Annotated in this window: 18 protein-coding genes; 2 read left to right on the top strand and 16 right to left on the bottom strand. The window is 46.1% G+C overall.

The genetic code is table 11. The annotated features are described in order from the left end of the window. Window positions 1-103: 103 nt before the first annotated feature. The 3 genes from dnaK to hrcA form a co-directional block, all read right to left on the bottom strand. Window positions 104-1,966 (bottom strand): molecular chaperone DnaK, encoded by a 1,863-nt coding sequence (gene dnaK, locus EIH25_RS05325; RefSeq protein ID WP_124099290.1) that lies wholly within the window; start codon window positions 1,964-1,966, stop codon window positions 104-106. Window positions 1,967-2,034: 68 nt separating this feature from the next. Then, on the bottom strand, window positions 2,035-2,640 hold the full coding sequence (gene grpE / locus EIH25_RS05320) for a nucleotide exchange factor GrpE (RefSeq protein WP_124099288.1): 606 nt from the start codon (window positions 2,638-2,640) through the stop codon (window positions 2,035-2,037). Continuing rightward, on the bottom strand, window positions 2,621-3,649 hold the full coding sequence (hrcA, locus tag EIH25_RS05315) for a heat-inducible transcriptional repressor HrcA (RefSeq protein ID WP_124099286.1): 1,029 nt from the start codon (window positions 3,647-3,649) through the stop codon (window positions 2,621-2,623). The genes grpE and hrcA overlap by 20 nt, the downstream gene beginning before the upstream one ends. 408 nt (window positions 3,650-4,057) lie before the next feature. Between hrcA and EIH25_RS05310 the strand changes: the two genes are divergently transcribed. Continuing rightward, a complete protein-coding gene (locus EIH25_RS05310; protein WP_124099284.1) occupies window positions 4,058-5,089 on the top strand; it encodes a C40 family peptidase in 1,032 nt (343 codons plus the stop codon). Window positions 5,090-5,559: 470 nt separating this feature from the next. Here the strand turns inward: EIH25_RS05310 and EIH25_RS05305 are convergent, their stop codons facing one another. Beyond that, the gene (locus EIH25_RS05305; protein WP_124099282.1) at window positions 5,560-7,821 is read right to left on the bottom strand and encodes an LTA synthase family protein; all 2,262 of its coding nucleotides are present in this window, start codon (window positions 7,819-7,821) and stop codon (window positions 5,560-5,562) included. A gap of 718 nt (window positions 7,822-8,539) precedes the next feature. Between EIH25_RS05305 and EIH25_RS05300 the strand changes: the two genes are divergently transcribed. Beyond that, window positions 8,540-9,322, top strand: coding sequence for an HAD family hydrolase (locus EIH25_RS05300; protein ID WP_124099280.1), 783 nt, complete (start codon window positions 8,540-8,542; stop codon window positions 9,320-9,322). A 150-nt stretch (window positions 9,323-9,472) separates the two neighbouring features. On the opposite strand, the gene nspC is transcribed toward EIH25_RS05300, so the two are convergent. The 12 genes from nspC to EIH25_RS05240 form a co-directional block, all read right to left on the bottom strand. Further along, window positions 9,473-10,603 (bottom strand): carboxynorspermidine decarboxylase, encoded by a 1,131-nt coding sequence (gene nspC / locus EIH25_RS05295; protein ID WP_124099278.1) that lies wholly within the window; start codon window positions 10,601-10,603, stop codon window positions 9,473-9,475. 8 nt (window positions 10,604-10,611) lie between these two features. Next, entirely contained in the window at window positions 10,612-10,872 is a 261-nt protein-coding gene (locus EIH25_RS05290) for a hypothetical protein (protein ID WP_124099276.1), read from the bottom strand. A gap of 14 nt (window positions 10,873-10,886) precedes the next feature. Then, complete coding sequence (locus EIH25_RS05285) at window positions 10,887-11,120, bottom strand: hypothetical protein (RefSeq protein WP_124099274.1); 234 nt, start codon at window positions 11,118-11,120, stop codon at window positions 10,887-10,889. A 25-nt stretch (window positions 11,121-11,145) separates the two neighbouring features. After that, a complete protein-coding gene (locus tag EIH25_RS05280; protein ID WP_124099272.1) occupies window positions 11,146-12,348 on the bottom strand; it encodes a saccharopine dehydrogenase family protein in 1,203 nt (400 codons plus the stop codon). A 97-nt stretch (window positions 12,349-12,445) separates the two neighbouring features. Then, on the bottom strand, window positions 12,446-13,297 hold the full coding sequence (gene speB, locus EIH25_RS05275) for an agmatinase (RefSeq protein WP_124099270.1): 852 nt from the start codon (window positions 13,295-13,297) through the stop codon (window positions 12,446-12,448). Beyond that, window positions 13,290-14,138 (bottom strand): polyamine aminopropyltransferase, encoded by an 849-nt coding sequence (gene speE, locus EIH25_RS05270; RefSeq protein WP_124099268.1) that lies wholly within the window; start codon window positions 14,136-14,138, stop codon window positions 13,290-13,292. Before speE ends, speB begins: the two co-directional genes overlap by 8 nt. Before the next feature lie 16 nt (window positions 14,139-14,154). Further along, window positions 14,155-15,600: an aminotransferase class I/II-fold pyridoxal phosphate-dependent enzyme gene (locus EIH25_RS05265; RefSeq protein ID WP_124099266.1), complete on the bottom strand. Its 1,446-nt coding sequence runs from the start codon at window positions 15,598-15,600 to the stop codon at window positions 14,155-14,157. 198 nt (window positions 15,601-15,798) lie between these two features. Further along, complete coding sequence (gene speD / locus EIH25_RS05260) at window positions 15,799-16,608, bottom strand: adenosylmethionine decarboxylase (protein WP_124099264.1); 810 nt, start codon at window positions 16,606-16,608, stop codon at window positions 15,799-15,801. Window positions 16,609-16,884: 276 nt separating this feature from the next. Next, window positions 16,885-17,034 (bottom strand): FeoB-associated Cys-rich membrane protein, encoded by a 150-nt coding sequence (locus EIH25_RS05255; protein WP_124099262.1) that lies wholly within the window; start codon window positions 17,032-17,034, stop codon window positions 16,885-16,887. Between the two features lie 22 nt (window positions 17,035-17,056). After that, window positions 17,057-19,564, bottom strand: a complete 2,508-nt coding sequence (locus tag EIH25_RS05250; RefSeq protein ID WP_124099260.1) for a ferrous iron transporter B — start codon at window positions 19,562-19,564, stop codon at window positions 17,057-17,059. 62 nt (window positions 19,565-19,626) lie between these two features. After that, window positions 19,627-19,845, bottom strand: coding sequence for a ferrous iron transport protein A (locus EIH25_RS05245; protein ID WP_124099257.1), 219 nt, complete (start codon window positions 19,843-19,845; stop codon window positions 19,627-19,629). A gap of 142 nt (window positions 19,846-19,987) precedes the next feature. Next, window positions 19,988-20,200 (bottom strand): FeoA family protein, encoded by a 213-nt coding sequence (locus tag EIH25_RS05240; protein WP_124099255.1) that lies wholly within the window; start codon window positions 20,198-20,200, stop codon window positions 19,988-19,990. Window positions 20,201-20,573: the final 373 nt, after the last annotated feature.

Here is a 20,573-nt window from a genome sequence, read left to right as displayed (position 1 = left end):
AATTTTTATACTGATAATTCTGATAGTCATATACAGCCTAACCGCAGAGCAAAGCCAATCTCCGCCGATTGACCCTAACTCTGCGGTCTGCGTATATTACAAATTATTCAGCGTCAGTAAATTCTGCGTCAATTACATCGTCGCCGTTATTTGCTCCGCCGTTCTGAGCGGCTCCGCCTCCCATATTGTTCTGGTCAAAGCCCTGACCGCCTGCCGCCTGCTGAGCCTGTGCAGCCTGCTGATAAACGTTTGAAGCGATCTTCTGGAAGGTTTCCTCAAGCTCCTTATGCTTAGCCTTGATGTCGTCAATGCTGGTTCCCTTGAGCGCTTCCTTGAGAGCGTCGATCTTAGCCTGACACTGCGACTTTTCATCGGCAGGAACCTTATCTCCGAACTCTCCGAGAGCCTTCTCAGCCTGGAACGCGAGCTGATCCGCCTGGTTTCTGGCGTCAACCTCGTCCTTCTTCTTCGCGTCCTCGGCGGCAAAAGCTTCGGCTTCCTTAACGGCCTTATCTATATCTTCCTTGGACATATTCGTGGAGGAGGTTATAGTGATGTTCTGCTCCTTGCCTGTGCCAAGGTCCTTTGCGGAAACGTGAACGATTCCGTTTGCGTCGATATCAAAGGTTACTTCGATCTGAGGAATTCCTCTCGGTGCAGGAGCAATTCCGTCAAGTCTGAACATACCGAGCTGCTTGTTATCCTTTGCAAACTCTCTTTCTCCCTGAAGAACGTTAATGTCAACAGCCGACTGATTATCTGCCGCAGTGGAGAATATCTGGGATTTCTTTGTAGGAATCGTAGTGTTTCTCTCAATGATCTTAGTGCAGATACCGCCCATTGTTTCCAGACCCAGCGACAGGGGAGTTACGTCGAGAAGCAGCAGACCGTCCTTTACGTCGCCGCCGAGAACACCGCCCTGATACGCGGCTCCGAGGGCTACGCACTCGTCAGGGTTGATGCCCTTGAAAGGCTCCTTGCCCATATGCTTCTTTACCGCTTCCTGAACAGCGGGGATTCTTGAAGAACCGCCTACCATAAGAACCTTCTGGAGGTCTGAAGGAGAAAGTCCCGAATCCGCCAGCGCCTGACGGACTGGTCCCATTGTCGATTCTACAAGGTCGGCTGTCATTTCGTTGAACTTAGCCTGTGTAAGAGTCATTTCGAGGTGCTTAGGCCCTGTAGCGTCGGCTGTGATGAACGGCAGGCTGATAGTGGAAGAAGGTGTGGAGGAAAGCTCTATCTTTGCCTTTTCCGCTGCCTCCTTAAGTCTCTGCATAGCCATTTTATCAGCTGAGAGGTCAACGCCCTCCGACTTTTTGAATTCGCTTACCATCCAGTCGATGATTCTCTGGTCGAAGTCGTCGCCGCCCAGACGGTTGTTTCCGGCAGTCGCAAGAACCTCTGTTACGCCGTCGCCCATTTCAATGATCGATACGTCGAACGTACCGCCGCCAAGGTCGTAAACCATTACCTTCTGATCCTCTTCCTTATCGATTCCGTAGGAAAGCGCCGCGGCCGTAGGCTCGTTAATGATTCTTTTTACGTTAAGACCGGCGATCTGACCGGCGTCCTTTGTAGCCTGTCTCTGAGCGTCGGTAAAGTAGGCGGGAACCGTAATAACAGCCTCGGTTACCTTTTCGCCGAGATACGCCTCGGCGTCCGCCTTGAGCTTCTGAAGGATCATAGCCGAGATTTCCTGAGGGGTGTATTCCTTTCCGCCCATCTTGGCCTTGTAATCCGAACCCATATGCCTTTTGATCGAGATTACCGTGTTGTCAAAATTCGTTACCGCCTGTCTTTTGGCGACCTGACCTATAAGCCTGTCACCGTTTTTGGAAACGCCGACAACTGAAGGTGTTGTTCTTGCGCCTTCGCTGTTGGGGATAACGACTGCCTCGCCGCCCTCCATAACCGCTACGCAGGAGTTTGTCGTACCTAAATCTATACCGATAATTTTGCTCATAATGATCTTCCTTTCAAATTAATTATTTATACCGCTTTCTGATAAAGCAAAGCACCGCGTTATTGAATCTACGGATTCGCCACAACTACCATGGCGTATCTTATTACCTTGTCTCCGATTTTATAGCCCTTCTGGAAAGTCTGCGCTACCACGTTTTCACCAAGCTCAGGGTCTTCTATCTGATTTACGGCGTTGGCGATATTCGGATCAAACGTTTCTCCGGTCGGATCTATGATCTCAACACCCAGCTTTTTAAGACAGTCGCCGAATTGCTTGAAAATCATTTCAACGCCCTGCTTATAGCTTTCATCCGAGGTTTCGGCTTCAAGCGCTCTCTCGAAATTATCAAATACCGGAAGTATCTCGCTTATCGCGCTTCCCTTGGCGGTATCGGTAATTTCAAGCCTTTCCTTTGCCGAACGCTTTCTGAAGTTATCGTACTCCGCCATCAGTCTGAGATATTTATCGTTGGCGGCGTCAAGCTGTTCCTTCAGCTTTTCCTCCTCGCTTTTTTCAGTTGCTTCAGGCTCGTCTTTTTTGTCCTTTTCAGCCGTATCCTCCTTTTCTGCTGTTTCCTTTGCGTTTTCGTCAGTTTCCTTTTCCTCTTTCTCTAGAATTTCCTTTTCATCTGCCAATTTATCACGCCTGCCTTTCTTAGTTGTTTTTTTCCTCATCGGACTCGTCACCTTCTTCGGATATCAGATCGGTTATGCGCTGAGAAAAATATTCAAGATACGGAATAAACTTCGCGTAGTCTATCCTCATAGGTCCTATAAGTCCCAGAGCGCCTGCCTGTCTGCCGTCCTTTCGGAAAGGAGCCGCAATAATGGACGAATTGCGTATTACAAACTCATCCTTTTCGGGAGAAAACATTACCTGCAAGCCGCTGAAGCTTTCATTGATAAAAGCCATTATCTCCCGTTTATTGTCAAGGAAGCTTATGATCTCGTTCTGGTTGATCTCCTTGCAGGTCAGCAGATTTGCCGCGCCGGCAACCGAAATATCCTGAGCCACAAGCTCCTCGGATAGCTTTACAAGCTCCGAAACCAGGGGAGCCAACGTCATCATATACGCTCCCATGGCGGTTTTTATGTTATCAAACATTTCTTCAGAAATCTCGCCCAGCGGAACTCCCTGAAGATTCTGCTGAAGATAATTATCAAAAAATTCAAGCTGTTCATGAGAAAGGTCAAATTCAAGCCGGCAGACCTTGTTTTTTATCGTTCCGTTGGAGGTTATCATCAGAATGACGTACATTCTCTTTCCGGTAGGTATTACCTCGACCTTGGAGATAACGGAAAATCTGGGCGTCGCGTTTGCCACTACTGTAGCGCATTTGGTCAGCTCCGCCAGAGCCATTGAAGCCGACTGAACCAGGTCGTCCTCGGTGACCGCTTCCTTGGGAAGCATTGCGTCGAGCCTTTGCTTTTCCTCCTCGCTCAGCGGATTGTCAGCCGCAAGATTGTCAACGTAAACGCGGTATCCGAGGTAAGTTGGAACTCTTCCGGCGGAGGTATGCGGCTGCTCAAGATATCCCTGCTTTTCAAGCTCAGCCATTTCGTTGCGTATTGTCGCAGACGAAGCCCTGACATAGGACATAACGGCTTTCGACCCGACCGGTTCTCCGGTTACAAGGTATTCTTCTACTACCGCAGTAAGTATCTTAAGTTTTCGGCCGTCCATCCTTTCTCACCTGCCTGTTTGTTTAGCACTTGCTGTTTTTGAGTGTTAGCACTCATTATCTTTGAGTGCTAATTATAGTTTATACTCTTTTTGCGGCTTTGTCAAGTAGTTTCAAAATATTTTTTTACTAAATTTTATTTTTATTATCAGCAGCTTTTTGTGCAATCATACATACCTTGCACGATCATAGCCGTGTTATGCGGTTTATTCAATGAAAAATAATATAAATTTACATTTATATGGAAAAATGTTTGTGCAATCAAGCTAAAAAGATTACAATATGGTTACATAAGTTACGGCAAGGATACAAAATTATTTCAGAAAAGTAGTAAAACGCTGCAAAATCTGATATAATTGATTATGCAGATGTAACCGCTGATAATATGAGTCAAACACGCGAATGAAAGGATGATATTTATTATACTCAGAAAAATTACAGCTGCTGCGCTTACAGTGACAATGCTTTTTGCCGCATTGTCAGCCTTGCCGAAGGGCAGCTTTGCTGCAAGCTTTTTTGCAGTTACGGCCTCGGCTTCTGATTCCGGTATCGTTAAGCCGAAAATCAAAGTTAAAACTACATACGGAGATAAAATTGAAATTACGCTGAGCAACGCTTCTTCGTATAAATCAGGCACGGTCTTTCACGTTTATGTAAGCAATAATCTCAGCAAGAAGGTCGGGCTTTCGGAAGTAAAGTCGGATGATAACATGATCTGTCTTTATCACAACGGAAAATATTTCAGACCATCTACAGTTTACAGCGTAAAGGTCAAGGCGGTATATAAAAACAAAAGCTCTTCATTTTCGTCGACCGTAAAGGCAAAAACCAAATCCGAGACCTATTACTGCGTTGACAAGGGAACACAGCTTTATAATGCAAAAAACAAAAAAATGGTCAAAGCGTCCAAAACAACGGAACGCCAGTCTGTTGTATGCAGGCTTTCAAACGCTAAGGGAACTCTTATATCCAATCTTTCCGCCAAGGTATACAGCGGCACATATGTAAAAATAACCGAGGGCGCGTATAAAGGCAAATATGTTAAGCTTGACGGAGGCAAAAGGGTATACCGTATCTCCGAAAGCGAAGCCAAGCGGCGTATTGTAAGCGATTATGCCGCCAGCATGGACGGAGGAAGATATGTGTGGGGCGGTTCAGGCTTTAAAGCGACCGACTGCTCCGGACTCACAATGCAGGCTTACAGCCAGATAGGGGTGAATATTTCCCACAGCGTAAGAACACAGGCGGCGAAGGGAAAAGCCGTAAGCGTCAACAGTATGAAGCCTGGCGATATACTTGTGCTCAACAATTACAGCCATGTTGCAATGTATATCGGCAACAACAAAATGGTCCATGCGATGAATTCCCGCGACGGCATAAAAATACAGCCGGTATCCTATCTTAAATATTACAGCGTCAACACTGTAAGAAGACTTATCTGACCCGCGCCTGATTCAGATTATCTGAAAACAAGCCGAGCTGCCTGTTCGTTACGGCAGAACGGCTTGTTTTATTTTTATCAGCTGATGACAATGAATAGTTTTTCAGCCTGCGGCAAAAACTAACTGCGGAAGGAGGTATCAATATGTCTGAAAAAAATGATGAAGCGAAAAAGTCGGCGGGGAATAATCAGTGGGTGACCTCCCATCAGAAGTCAAAGCCGGACAAAAGGGAAAGAAAGGACGGTCCGGGAGGCAGCTGAATTTAAATCAGTCGGCAAAAACAGCCGGAATTTCCGCGGTAATACAGAATAATTCCCCGATAAGTCTTTAAGGCGCACTTATCGGGGAAGCTTTATACCGGCGCTTCAGAATATAAAGACGCGGTTATCTGATTTTATGGCTGCGACCTGAAAAACAGCATTGAAGAAAGCTTGCTCACCTCAGCATTACAGTGAACTGAAAATGTCTTTTTATGCGGCGAATAGCCTGTCGCGGTCATCTGTCGACGGAGGAGAAAAGACGGAAAATTTATCTTTGTCTATATCGGTGGAATTGATTCCGCCGCCGAAGCCCTCGTCGGTTTTGTTTATCATATCATAGTAAATAATAGCGTTTGAAATATTGATTCTTTCCTCGGCATAGCCGGAACGCTCAGAAATGTAGTTTTCATCGACAATACCGTTGTTGGTACGAGTTTCCGCGGCTGTCCGGCTGTAGTTTTCATCGGCAGCCGTTTTATATAGACCGTGAATCTCATACGAGTATATGGGATTGGGAGTATCCTTGTATGTCTGGTTGCACGACGCGTATTTTGCTACGTTTTCATAGCCGGTTATGTCAAAGTATTTATCCTTCTGGCTGTCATAGTAAATAGTGTCCGTCAGGAAATTGCCGTTAGGGAAGATCACTATGTTTTCTTCGTCCTCGTCAATTGAGAAAATGTCGTGACCGAGCGCGTATTTATTTTCAAAGCCGAGCATATTTCCCAGCGTCGGCTGTACATCGTACATTCCCATAACCTGAGTGATCTCCTTAGGCTCGTAGCCTCCGTCCTTTGACCAGATAATAAACGGAACCTTTCTGTTAAGGTTATAGTAGAAGTCGTCAACGGGAATGTAGCCTTCATCGTCCTCAGTCAGAGTTTCCTCGGTAAAGGGATTGTAATTGTAATAATACTCGTATTCCTCTTCCTTTACCTTTGCGTCATGATCTCCGTAGATAACGATCACGGTATTGTCAAGCAATCCCTGTTCGTCAAGCTCAGCCATAAGCTGACCTATGGCTTCGTCCGCATAATGAACGGATTTGAAATAGCTTCCCAGCTTTGTTCCCTCAAGGAACGGAGCGGAAACCTCTTCATAAAGACCGGTTTCTTCGTTGTATCTCTTATATTTGAAGTCCACCTCAAAATCGCTTACACGCTCAATATCGGTAAAAGGAGTATGATTGGTAAGCATAATGAGGGTGCCGTAATATTTATCGTTTTGCTCGGCTATTTCCTTTATTTTAGGTACCGCCTGATTAAAAAAGGATTTATCCGAAAGCCCAAGGCCGATCGTTTCATCAATATTGAAATCGGTGGAGTAATTATAGAACTTATCGTATCCCAGGGAGCTGTGCAGGTTCATTCTGTTCCAGTATGAACCGTTGTTTCCGTGCATACTGAAGGTATAATAGCCCATATCGCCCAGCATACTCTGGATCGAGGTATAATCTCTGTCCCAGTAATTTATGGCAACGGTTCCGCTTGAAGCCGGCATCAGCGAGGTTGAAAATGTAAATTCGCTGTCAGAGCTTGTGCCTACGCTTTCCTGAGCGTAGAAATTGGAAAAATACAGACCTTCGCGGGCAAGCTTGTTTAAATTGGGAGTAAGCTCCTCGCCGTTGATATAGGTATCGAGGGCAAACTGCTGGATACTCTCCGCATGGATCGTCAGAACGTTTTTGCCCTTGAAAATACCAGAGTAAGCATTGTCGTCGGAGGTTTTGTCAACCTCCTCCTTTTCGTCGTAGAAATCCTTAAACGCCTGCTCGCTCTCGTCAAAGCCCAGAAGCATATTAAGCTTTGCGTGAATACAGGAAACGGTATCGCTTATCTGATATGTATAAAGACCGAAAGTTCCCAGCACATACTCTCTGTTCCATTGCTTGGCAAGACGGGAAACGTCGGTGCCGGTAAGAGTGGTGGCAAAAATTCCTGCTACGCTTACCGAAACCGCGAGAGTTCCAAGAGCGTATTTTTTGCCGAGCTTTTTCTCCTGAAGCTTAGAAAAATAGTCCGGCTTCTTTTTGCGTATGTAAACGTATTCGGCGATCATCGCAATTATCGACCACAGGAAGATCAGGTCCTTAGGCTCCATGATATTTTCCGTTACCGCGTCGATGACTCCTCCGAGCTGCGAAGCGGTGGAAATAAGCGAAACTGAAATAAACGACTTGTAATTTGTGTAGTATATAGAATTTCCGGCGCTGAGCAGGGCAAAAACGCAGGTCCATATCATATAATACACAAACCGTCTTTTAGGCTTGAAGCAATATGCGAACAGACCTATAAACAAAACCGCGGCAATATCCGCCAGCAAGGGCTTTATCTGATTATAGCTGAATTTAACAGTAAATGCTCTCAGCAAAAACGAATTTATCAGCGACGACATAACAAAAGTTAAAAAAAGCACATTGTTGCAGATATACGCTTTTATGTAAGACGGCGCTGATTTAAGAATTCTTTTCATTTTATTCTCCTTTTCCGTGCAGCGGCACATGAGCGATAGACTTTACCGTTATGAAGTTATCATAATGCCGCGCGCAAGTTCAATACAGCGAGTAGATATTGTTCAGTTGATGTTGACCATAAAAACAATTGTAAATCTTTTTTATAAAAAAGTCAAGTAAGCGGGTCAAGCGGTTCTTGCACACTGGTGTGTAAGATTTTTACAATAAGCAGCAAGTATTTTATAACCTATGCGCCGATGTTCCCCGTCTTTAAGTCGGCGAGACTGACTCGTCGCAGCCGATGTTAAGCAAGCTTACATCGGACTTTGTTCCGAGTTAAAGTATTTTTTCACCACATCTATTTTACTTTCAATTATCTGTAATGTCAACACAGAAAGCGAAATTTTCAGCCGATTTTCACAATTGATCATAAATTAAGACTGATGACAGGCGGTATTAAAATCAATAATGCGATTAGTCAATTCATTGAAAATAATTATGTTTTTAAAAGCTTTTTTATTAAAAAGCACTATCTCATTTTTATATCTGCGTTGATATAAATATAGTTTTTCAACTATTGATGATAAATTTTATGTAATACGACGGCATACGCAGGATAATAATGCTGACTGCGGCAGCTTGTGGACATATTTTACATTTGATTTTTTTCAAAAAATAATATATAATAGCTATGAATGTAAGTCGGCATTAACATCTCCGAAAGGAATTGATATACTTATGATAAAGCTTATCGCAACCGACATTGACGGAACGCTGGTAAACGATGAAAAGCTGCTTCCGCCGGATTTTGAAAACGTTATACAGACCCTTGACAGCAAAAAAATAGCGTTTGCCGTTTCCAGCGGCAGAAGCTACGCTGCTCTTATAGACCAGTTTGAATTTATAGCTGACAGGATATGCTTTATATGCGACAACGGTTCTTACATAGTGGATAAGGGCAGAGTAGTGAGCCGTTCGGTAATTCCTATGAGATTGGTGAACGAGGCAATAAAGGTATGCTTGGAAAACGATATGTGTCCGCTTCTCTGCGGAGAGAACGGAACCTATTACAGCAATAAAAGCGTGGAATACGAGAGGGAGGTTTCAAGGTATTACAACAATACGGTTTATCTTGAAAGCCTGTACGACTGCACCGACAATATATTTAAAATAGCGGTTTACGGCAAAGACGGAATAGAAAAGCGCGGACTTCCGGTTCTGGAAAACCGCTTCGGGGACAGTCTTACCGTTTCGCTTTCAGGGTATTACTGGGTGGATATAATGAATCCGGGTATCAACAAGGGCAGGGGGATACAGATACTTCAGAATAAGCTCGGCGTATCGTATGAAGAAACCATGGCGTTCGGTGATTATCTGAACGATGTTGAAATGCTTGAACACGCCTACTACAGCTTTGCAATGGAAAACGCTCATCCTCTGGTAAAGAAAACCGCGAATTTTTCTACTGGTACAAACAATGAGTTTTCTGTCACAAAGGAAATCATGCGTCTGATAAGATAATATGCGGGTGATTTTCTCAAATATTCTATAATAACCGAACGGGCGGTCACAAAATGTCGCTGCGATTATACGCGGGGACAATCTTATGACCGCCTGATTTTTTGTTGCAATAAGCTCAGCCCGCGTCAGTATCAGGACGCGTCGCTTTTTCTACAGCCTTGATTTAAAGTCCTCATACCCGAAGCTTTTCACAAGCTTTAGTCCGCCGCCGGAGGTATTCAGATAGATAGACGGAAGCGGCATACCGTTAAAGGTATTGTTCTTCACCATGGAATATATCGCCATATCGCAGAACACAAGCCTGTCGCCCTCAACAAGAGGCTTGTCAAAGGAATAATCTCCTATTATATCTCCCGCGAGACAGGTAGGACCGCCTAAACGGTAGGTATGAGCCTTTTCTCCAGCCTCTCCTGAACCGATTATACTGGGACGGTACGGCATTTCCAGAACGTCGGGCATATGGCAGGCGGCAGAGGTGTCCATAATGGCATAGCTCATACCGTTTCTGCCGGTATCAAGCACCTGCGATACCAGATAGCCGGCGTCAAGAGCGACCGCCTCGCCGGGCTCAAGATAAACCTCAACGTTATATTTCTGCGAAATATAACGGATACATTCTTCCAGCAGACCGATATTGTAATGCCTGCGGGTAATATGGTGACCGCCGCCGAAATTCACCCATTTCATGCCGTAAAGATATTTGCCGAACCGTTCCTCAAAATAAGGCAGAGTTCTTTTCAGGGTTTCGGCACCCTGCTCGCACATTGTATGAAAATGCAGCCCGTCAATACCGTCAAGCTTTGATTCGTCAAACTGCTCAGCGGTAACGCCTAATCTGGAATTAACGGCGCAGGGATTGTAAATTTCGGTTTCTATTTCGGAATATTCGGGATTTACCCGTATTCCGCAGGATATGCTTCTGCCGCTGTTTTGTACTGTATCCTTGTATTTATCCCACTGACGAAAGCTGTTGAAAACAATGTGATCTGCGATTTCCGCAAGCCGGTTTATTTCCTCCTCTTTATAAGCGGGAGAAAAAACGTGAACCTCTTTACCGAAATGCTCCCGTCCCAGCCTTGCCTCAAAAAGTCCGCTGGCGGTGGTTCCGTCAAGGTATCGGGAGAGCAGGGGGTATACCGAATACATTGAGAAAGCCTTCTGGGCAAGCAGTATCCTGCAGCCTGTTCTTTCTCTGACGCCCTTCAGTATTTCAAGGTTATCGAGCAGCTTTTTTTCGTCCACAACATAGCAGGGCGTTTTCACTTCATTTATATCGAACATAGACACCTCTACATGATCGTAAGCTTTATATTACTGTTTTGGTTTCTGGCATCAAGAAGTATTCTCATGATCTTGTTGGCGAAAATTCTGCCTGTATCTTTAATCTCGTCGAAATCGTTTATTATAAATTCCAGCTTTTCGTCTGTTTCGGTCAGATAATCATACAGAGCGTGCTCGTCGAGAATTTCCTTATCCTTGAAAAAACGGCTGATATAGAGGTAAAAATCGCTCTCGTTGTTGAACTTTACGTCGTCAAGCAAAATAAGCATTCAAAGCGTCCTTTCTAGTCAAAAATAATTTTCTTTTTTCCGTTCTTATTACGGGGATACTCACGGATTCTGATTATATTGCTTATATTTATAATGCTCTCCGTCTTATCCTCCTGCTCCGCCCTGAGCCAGCCGTCGCCTATTTCCGTAACGGTACATTCGATGACCGACCCGGACGCCGCGTTGCAGCAGACATAAACAAGACACTCCTGTCCGATAAAACGCGTTAACGCTTCTTCAATTTTCATGCGGGCACTTCCTGTTTGTTTATGCTCAGTCTACCAATACTGGGTCGAAATTTTCGGTCCAGGGCAGTCCCCATTTGTTGAGCGCGTCCATAAACGGATCGGGATCAAATTCCTCCACGTTGAATACTCCGGGTCTTTTCCACTTTCCGGTCAGAACCATCATCGCTCCGATCATCGCGGGTACGCCTGTGGTATAGGAAATTGCCTGAGAGCCGACCTCCTTATAGCATTCCTGATGATCGCATACGTTATAAACATAGTAATTGCGCGGCTTGCCGTCTTTCTTTCCCTGAAAGATACAGCCGATATTGGTTTTGCCTACGGTTCTGGGGCCAAGGCTTGCGGGATCAGGCAGAACGGCCTTTAAGAACTGAAGGGGAACAATCTCTCTGCCCTCGTACATAATAGGCTCGATCGAAGTCATGCCTACATTTTCCAGACATTTAAGATGAGTAAGGTAGCTTTGTCCGAAGGTCATAAAGAAGCGTATTCTTTTAACGCCTTTGATGTTCAGCGCAAGGGATTCAAGCTCCTCGTGATGAAGCAGATACATATCCTTTTCGCCCACCTGATCGAAATTATACACTCTCTTGATCTCCATAGGCTCGGTTTCCACCCATTTGCCGTCCTCGATATAGCTGCCCTTAGCGGAAACCTCGCGGATATTGATTTCAGGATTGAAGTTTGTCGCGAAGGGGTAGCCGTGATCGCCGCCGTTGCAGTCGAGAATGTCAATATAATTTATCTCGTCAAAATAATGCTTCTGAGCGTATGCCGAGAAAACGCCGGTCACTCCGGGGTCAAAGCCGCAGCCGAGAACAGCGGTTATCCCAGCCTTTTCAAATCTTTCGCGGTAAGCCCACTGCCAGGAATACTCAAACTTAGCCGTGTCCTCCGGCTCATAGTTGGCGGTATCAAGATAATCCACCTTGCACTCAAGACAGGCGTCCATAATGTGCAGATCCTGATAGGGCAGTGCAACGTTTATAACTATGTCCGGCTTATATTCCTTTATAAGAGCAACCAGCTGAGGAACGTTATCGGCGTCGACCTGTGCCGTAGTAATATTCGCGGAGGTCTTGTCCTTAAGCTCCTCTTTGAATTTGTCGCACTTGGCTTTTGTGCGGCTTGCGATACATATATCGGTAAAAACCCCGCTGTTCTGACAGCATTTGTGGATCACAACGCCCGCAACTCCGCCTGCGCCTATTATCAATGCTCTTGACATTTTAAATCAGTCCTTTCATACTTATTATGGATATTCAGCGGCGGTCACAGTTTCAAACGCAAGAGCCGCTGTTTTAATTTCTTTTTTGAGTTTTTTATTATTTCCTGTAAAAGTAAAGCAGCATTTCTCTGAGAATCTTGCAGGCCAGCGCCGTCGATCTTCCTGTCTGGTCATAAACAGGCGAAAGCTCGTTGACGTCAAAGCCCACGATGTTGAGCCTTGAAACCTCTCTTACCGCGTCAAGCAGCTGAGCAAAGCTCACCCCTCCGGCTTCGGGAGTACCTGTTCCGGGAAACTCAGACGGGTCGAGAACATCAAGGTCAAGCGTGAAATACACAGGTTCTTGTCCGATTTTTTGTACAGCTTCCGCAAGAGAGCCGAAGCTGAATTTGTTCATAAAAGTGTGTTTTCCGGCAAAAATAAACTCATCCCGGTCACCGCTGCGTATGCCGAACTGATAAATATGCCCGTCGCCTACAATGTCCCAGCACCTGTGAAGCACGCAGGCGTGGGATTCTTTCACGCCGAGATAATCGTCGCGAAGGTCGGCGTGAGCGTCAAAATGAACGATGTGCAGATTGCTGTATTTCTTGGCGGCGGCTCTTACCGCGCCAAGCGTAACAAGATGCTCTCCTCCGATCATGCAGGGGAGCTTTCCGTCGTTTAAAATTTCCTCTGCGCGTTCTTCAATAGCATTAAGCGCCTGAGCGGGATTTCCGAACGGAAGCTCAAGGTCGCCGCTGTCGAATACCCTTATATCAAGCAGGTCCCTGTCCTGATAGGGGCTGTAGGTTTCAATTCCGAAGCTTTCGCTTCTCATAGCCGAGGAAGCGAATCTCGTTCCCGGTCTGAAGGACGTGGTGCTGTCGTAGGGCGCGCCGAATATGACTATCCCCGCGTCCTCATACTCGCAGTCGCAGCCTATAAAGGTATAAACGTTTTTATTCATCGGCAAGCACCTCCTTTACATAGTTTGGCAAAGCAAAGCACCCCTTATGCAGCTCGGTATTGTAATACCGTGTTTTCAGATTCAGGCTTTCCCATTTTTCAGCCTTGAGGTCGTATACGGGATGGAGATTTTTTGCGGCAAAGCCGAAAAGCCAGTGACCCGAAGGATAGGTAGGTATATGCGACTGATAGACCATGCATACCGGAAACGCGCTGCCTATTCTCTTGTGAGTCCTTTTTACCATATCCACATAGCTGTCGTAGTAGGTGCTTTCATGCTGATTGATAAGGATTCCGCTGTCAGTCAGCGCCTTGAAGCAGTTGCCGTAAAATTCCTTGGTGAACAGACCCTCTCCGGGTCCGAATGGGTCTGTTGAATCTACTATGATGAGGTCGTATTCGCCGCTTTTTCTTCTGACGAATTTAAGCCCATCCTCAATATACAGATGAACTCTGGGATCGCCGAAGCGGCAGGCAGTCTGCGGAAGATATTCCTTGCATACCTCCACGACCTGTCCGTCGATCTCCACCATGTCGATATTTTCTATCGTAGCATATCTTGTAAGCTCCCGTATCGTTCCGCCGTCGCCGGCGCCGATTACCAGAACGCTTTTTATATCAGGATTTACCGCCATGGGAACATGGGTGACCATTTCGTGATAAATATACTCGTCCTTTTCAGTCAGCATTATGAAGCCGTCAAGCACAAGCGTTCTGCCGAACTCATAGGTATCGAGCACGTCTATCTGCTGGTAGTAGCTTTTGGCTGAATACAGCTGTTTTTTTACCTTGATGGTAAAATTGACGTCATCCGTATGCTTTTCGGTAAACCACAACTCCATTTGATATTCCGCCTTTCTACACAACAACGTTTATATAATTTATCTCCATATCCTCCGTACCCGTCATAAAGCAGCCCTTTTCCTTGCAGTAAGCGATATAGTCCAGTATCTCGGAGGTTATTCTCTCGCCAGGAGCAAGAATAGGGATCCCCGGGGGATAGCACATTACAAATTCTCCGCATATCATTCCGCGGGATTCGTTTATAGGCACCGATTTCTTATTGCTGTAAAACGCCTGCTGAGGAGCGAGAACAACCGTCGGATTTATATACTCGTGATCGAACATACCTGACGGATCCTTTCCGTACAGCCGCTTGATTTCGGACAGGGCGGAAATGAATCTTTCGATTTCAAGCTCCCTGTCGCCGGCGGAAACGATAGCGAGTATATTTCCTATATCTCCGAACTCTATCTGTATATCGTAATCGTCCCTGAGAATATCGTAGACCTCTACTCCCGCAAGCCCCATGGCTCTTGTATGGACAGAGAGCTTAGTCTTGTCGAAAGCGTATATATCGCTGTAATTGACAAGCTCTTCTCCGAACGCGTAATAGCCGCCTATCTTATTGATCTCCTCTCTGGCGTAGGAGGCGTAATCTACCGTTTTCTTAAACATCTCCCTGCCGTTGAGCGACAGATTCTTTCTTGCCAGATCGAGGGATACCATAAGCAGATAGGAGCCGCTTGTGGTCTGAGTAAGATTTATTACCTGCCTTACATAGCCCTCAGACACATTGCCCGAGCACAGCAAAAAGGAGGACTGCGTTAAGGAGCCTCCGGTTTTATGGATACTTACCGCCGCCATATCGGCTCCCGCTTCCGTTGCAGAGCAGGGCAGACCCTCTCCGAAATAAAAATGGGTTCCGTGGGCTTCGTCCGCAAGCGCCAGCATATTATTGGAATGCGCAAGCTCTACTATCCGTCTGAGATCAGAGCATATTCCGTAATAGGTCGGATTATTGACAAGCACCGCCTTTGCGTCCGGATTTTGCCTGATCGCCTTTTCCACGTCCTCCACCGACATACCCAGCGGTATTCCGAGCTGCTTGTTTGTACCGGGATTAACGTAAACCGGTATCGCGCCGCATACTACAAGAGCGTTTATAGCGCTTCTGTGGACGTTTCTGGGCATGATTATCTTATCTCCCGCCTTGCAGGAGGAAAATATCATAGCCTGAACCGCGGCGGTAGTGCCGTTTACTATAAAAAAGGCGTGCCTGGCTCTGAAAGCCTCGGCGGCAAGCTCCTCAGCCTCCTTTATTACGGAAACCGGATGGCATAGGTTGTCCAGAGGCTTCATTGAATTAACATCGACCTTAAGACAGTTTTCACCCAGAAAATTCCGCAGTTCCTTATTCATGCGGCCGCCCTTATGACCGGGAACGTCAAGTCTTACGACTCTGTTTTTAAGATGCTTCTGCAAAGCCTCGTAAATGGGAGCGCAGTTCTGTGTTGATTTCAAATCTGTAACCACCTTTTAAAGCAGCGTTTAATTTTCATGCTCTGCCGCCGTATGTTTTTATACGCAGCTTCCGACGGCTGAGCGGCAAGGCGGCAGGAAAAATGCCGCAAAGACCTGTGAAATGCTCCGCAGGGACGGCTTTCTGCCGTAATTGCTGAGATATTTCCGCAGCGGCGCCGCCGGACGGTAACCGCGCGTTCAGTATATATTCATTCCGCTGAAGATTTCGATCATTTCCCTTCTCAGGCTGTCGGTTATATCCAGACGCTGCTTGGGAGTAAGCTCGTAAACGTCCTTTTTGAAAAGGTAATTCTGAAGCTCAATATCCTTGATAAGCATTTTAGTGTGAAAAATATTGGACTGATAAACGTTTACGTCTATCGCGTCGTATTTGTTCAGCGTGTTTTTATCTATATACTCCTGTATAGAGTTTATTTTATGATCTATAAAAAACTTCTTGCCCAGCACGTCTCTTGTAAAGCCTCTGACTCTGTAGTCGATGGTAATGATATCTGAATCAAAGCTGCCTATAAGATAGTTAAGGGCGTTAAGAGGCGAAATTGTTCCGCAGGTGGAAACGTCTATGTCCACCCTGAAGGTAGAGATAGAATTGTCAGGATGGTATTCGGGAAAGGTGTGAACGGTAACGTGACTTTTATCCAGATGGGCATGGACCGTTCTGTGCTCAGCGGTGTAATTTCCCATATTGCAGGAAATGTCGATAGAATCCTCGTCCAGCTCCTTTTCGGCGATAAGGACGTTGACCGAAGCGCCCTGAGGCTCGTAATCCTGCTTTGAGATATTGAGGATACGCGCTCCTATCATCTCCGTAACGTCGCAGAGTATTTTTGTCAGACGCTCAGAATTGTACTGCTCATCTATATATGCGATATAGTCCTTCTGTTCTCTTTCACTTTTAGCGTAGCAAACATCATAGATGTTAAAGCTAAGGGTTTTTGTAAGGTTATTGAAACCGTACAATGTAAGCTTCTGCTCCAACCCTAACATCCCTTCCTTTCAGGTAAAAATCTGCCTTGAGGCGAAAAAAGTCAAAACGCGCTGCAAAACAGCTATAATATACAGTGTCATTATAGCACATATTTTTTGCGTTGTATATAGTTTTTAAATAATTTTTCTTATAAATTTTACAGATGTGACAGCGCTGAGGATAATCGAGGAAAGCCTGCGGAGCTTCGATCATGTCCGGTTCCTGAAATGAAGCGGGAATTTTTGCAGATAAAAATACTGCACGGATATTTCTTACCCGTGCAGTAAAGCTCAGTATTATCTGTTTTTATGGCATACCGACGAACCCGGACAGTTTGAACATCCGCAGCCGCAGGCGCTTTTTCCTTTCTTTTTATCCCTAGCCAGTTTTGCTATAATGAGAATAACAGCCGCTAAAACGACCGCGGCAACAAAGTAAGTGCCCATATATCCAGCCTCCTGTTTTCAGTTAAGTTGAGAGTTTGACCTTTCCTTCAAATCTTGTGCTTTCTTTGTAGGGTCTTACAAGCATATATACTATAAGCGCGATTATTGCAAGAGCCACAATAAGACCTATAACGCTCACGTCGCCTGTGAACAGCTTTCCGAGCTGGTTTACCACAAGAGCGATGGCATATGCAAAGCCGCACTCATAGCCGATCGCAAACCAGAACCACTTGCGGCTGTTCATTTCACGCTTGATTGCTCCCATCGCCGCGAAGCACGGAGCGCAGAGAAGATTGAAGATGAGGAAGGACATTCCCGTAATTCCTGTAAAGGCTGCGGCAATGCTTGTATAAACGTCTGCGGAGCCGCCGTAAAGGATACCCATAGTGCCTACAATGTTTTCCTTGGCTACAAGTCCTGTAACTGCGGCTACCGTGGCCTGCCAGTTTCCCCAGCCGAGAGGTGCGAATATCCAGCATATAGCCTCGCCGATCTTTGCCAGGATACTGTATTCCATCTGCTCCTCTGAAAGCATTTGGAACGAACCGTCCACTACGCCGAAGTAAGAGGTGAACCAGATCACTATCGTGGAAAGCAGAATGATCGTGCCTGCTTTCTTGATAAACGACCAGCCGCGCTCCCACATTGAACGGAGAACGTTGCCTATTGTAGGAAGGTGGTATGCGGGAAGCTCCATTACGAAAGGAGCGGGATCTCCGGCAAACATTTTGGTTTTCTTAAGCATAATGCCTGAAACTATGATGGCGGCTATTCCGATAAAGTAAGCCGAGGTTGCTACCCAGGCGGAGCCTCCGAAGATCGCGCCTGCGATCATGGCGATGAAAGGCGTTTTTGCGCCGCAGGGGATAAAAGTTGTGGTCATGATCGTCATACGGCGGTCGCGCTCGTTTTCAATAGTTCTCGAAGCCATGATTCCCGGGATTCCGCAGCCTGTGCCGATAAGAATAGGGATAAAGGATTTTCCTGAGAGTCCGAATTTTCTGAAAATCCTGTCCATTACAAATGCGATTCTAGCCATATATCCGCACGCTTCAAGTATCGCGAGGAGAATAAACAGTACCAGCATCTGCGGTACAAAGCCGAGAACCGCGCCTACTCCGCCTACTATACCGTCAAGAATGAGCCCTTTGAGCCAGTCGGCGCAGTTTACAGCGTCCAGACCGCTTTCGATAAGCACGGGGATACCCGGAACCCAGACACCGTATTCGGCAGGATCGGGATCCGCGCATTCGTATTTTTCAAATGCGGCAACAGCCGAGGTCAGGTCGGCATACGCTGCCGTTTCCTCGGTGGTTTCAAGAGTTTCCTCGTCTTCCAGCGTATATACCGCCGTATCTCCCTCGGAGAACATTGCCGTAAGCGAAGCAAGCTCCGTCTTAGCCGTATCAAGACTGAAGCCTTCGCTTTCGGGATCAATGGCGTTCTCAATAGACTGAGTATCGGCGCCGTTTTCAGCCGCCTTTGCGATAAAGCCTTCTATGATAGCCGGAGAGTCGCCGTATTCCTCAGCCGCTTCCTCATAAGCGCCCGTTCCTATTCCGAACAGATGCCAGCCGTCTCCGAACAGCCCGTCGTTTGCCCAGTCGGTAGCGGCGCTTCCTACGGTAACCATTGAAACGTAATAAACGATAAACATTACAGCCGCGAAGATAGGAAGTCCCAGCCAGCGGTTTGTAACTATCTTGTCTATTTTATCCGACGTGGTAAGGGCGCCTTTGTTTTTCTTTTTATAGCAGTCCTTGATTACAGACGCTATGTAAATATAACGCTCGTTTGTGATAATGCTCTCCGCGTCGTCGTCCATTTCCTTTTCAGCGGCGCATATGTCCGATTCGATATGCTCTCTGACGCCTTTGGAAATATTGACGCTTTCAAGAACCTTTTCGTCCCGCTCGAAAATTTTGATCGCGTACCATCTCTGCTGTTCCTCGGGAATATCGTGCAGCGCCGCTTCTTCAATATGCGCAAGAGCGTGCTCAACGCAGCCGCCGAAGCTGTGCTGAGGAATAGCCGGATCGGCTCTGTTGGCAGCCTCGATTGCTTTGTTGGCGGCCTCCTCTATGCCTGTGCCTTTAAGAGCGGAGATCTCCACGACCTCGCAGCCAAGCTCCCTGGCAAGCTGCTCGGTGTTTATTTTGTCGCCGTTTTTACGGACAATGTCCATCATATTTACGGCAACAATTACCGGAATGCCAAGCTCCACAAGCTGAGTAGTAAGATAAAGGTTTCTCTCGAGATTTGTTCCGTCGATGATGTTAAGAATAGCCTGCGGACGCTCGTTTATAAGATAATTTCTCGCGACTACCTCTTCAAGCGTATACGGAGAAAGAGAATAAATACCCGGAAGGTCGGTGATTATTACGTCCTTATTCCATTTAAGCTTTCCTTCCTTTTTTTCTACCGTTACGCCGGGCCAGTTTCCGACAAACTGATTTGAGCCGGTAAGAGCGTTGAACAGCGTGGTTTTACCGCAGTTCGGATTGCCGGCGAGAGCTATTTTTATACTCATTATTTTTCCTCCTGACAGTCTTATATTAATTAGTCGTTGCTAACTAGCAGTCAAAAAACAGATCACTCTGTTTCAATCGTTTCCGCGTCGGCTTTTCTCAGAGAAAGCTCATAGCCTCTCACCGTTACCTCGATCGGATCTCCCAGCGGCGCGACCTTGCGGATATATATATCAACGCCCTTGGTTATCCCCATATCCATTATCCGCCGCTTGACGGCGCCCTCGCCGTTAAGCTTCCTGACCCTGACCGTCTGACCGATCTTTGCTTCCTTCAATGTCATACTATTTCCTCCGTTCATATAATGCGACCTCAAGCCAACCGCAAAGCTTCGCCGTTCGACTGGCTTTAGCTGCCATGCCGAGCAAAGTACGCACAGCTTAAGACTTGCTGTCCGATACCGCGCCGGCTGACTAACAGGTCGGCTAAATCATTATTTTGCTTGCCATTTCCTTTGAAACCGCGACTCTGGACTCCTTGACGTTAACGATCACGTTTCCGCCTATCTCGTTGATAACCGTAACGCTTCCGCCGGCAACGAAGCCGAGGTTTTCGAGAAACTTTCTTGTTTCAGGGCTTCCGCCGACTTTTTTTATCATGTTTTCTTCTCCTACATTTGCAAGAGTCAGAGGCATCATAATCATACTCCTTTTTATAATTTCAGTTAGCTACACCTAACTCTACTCTATAAGATTAGCATAAGGTAACTGAAATGTCAAGCGTAATAAATAAAATTCTCAGCGGCAAAGCTATTTTCGGTTATGATGACAACAAGGAGGCTTTTATATTACAGCTTCTTTGTGCAAATTTACCTGCCGCATAGAGGCGTTGCTGAACGGAGCTTTATTTATAATATTACATAAAAACGCTTTTTATGTTTTGCAGCAATTAACAAAATTTTTGTTTAATGCAAATCAGGCATATGTATTTGCAGTGTTTTGCAGGCTTTTTACTTGCATAAACAGGATTTCCCGCGGAAATTTTCAGAAAAGTGTTGACAAAGCCGATCTG

It is taken from the genome of Ruminococcus sp. Marseille-P6503, assembly GCF_900604945.1.
In the GTDB taxonomy this organism is placed as follows: domain Bacteria; phylum Bacillota; class Clostridia; order Oscillospirales; family Ruminococcaceae; genus FB2012.
Note: the sequence above shows the minus strand (reverse complement) of the source record. Positions and strands in the feature narration are given on the sequence as shown.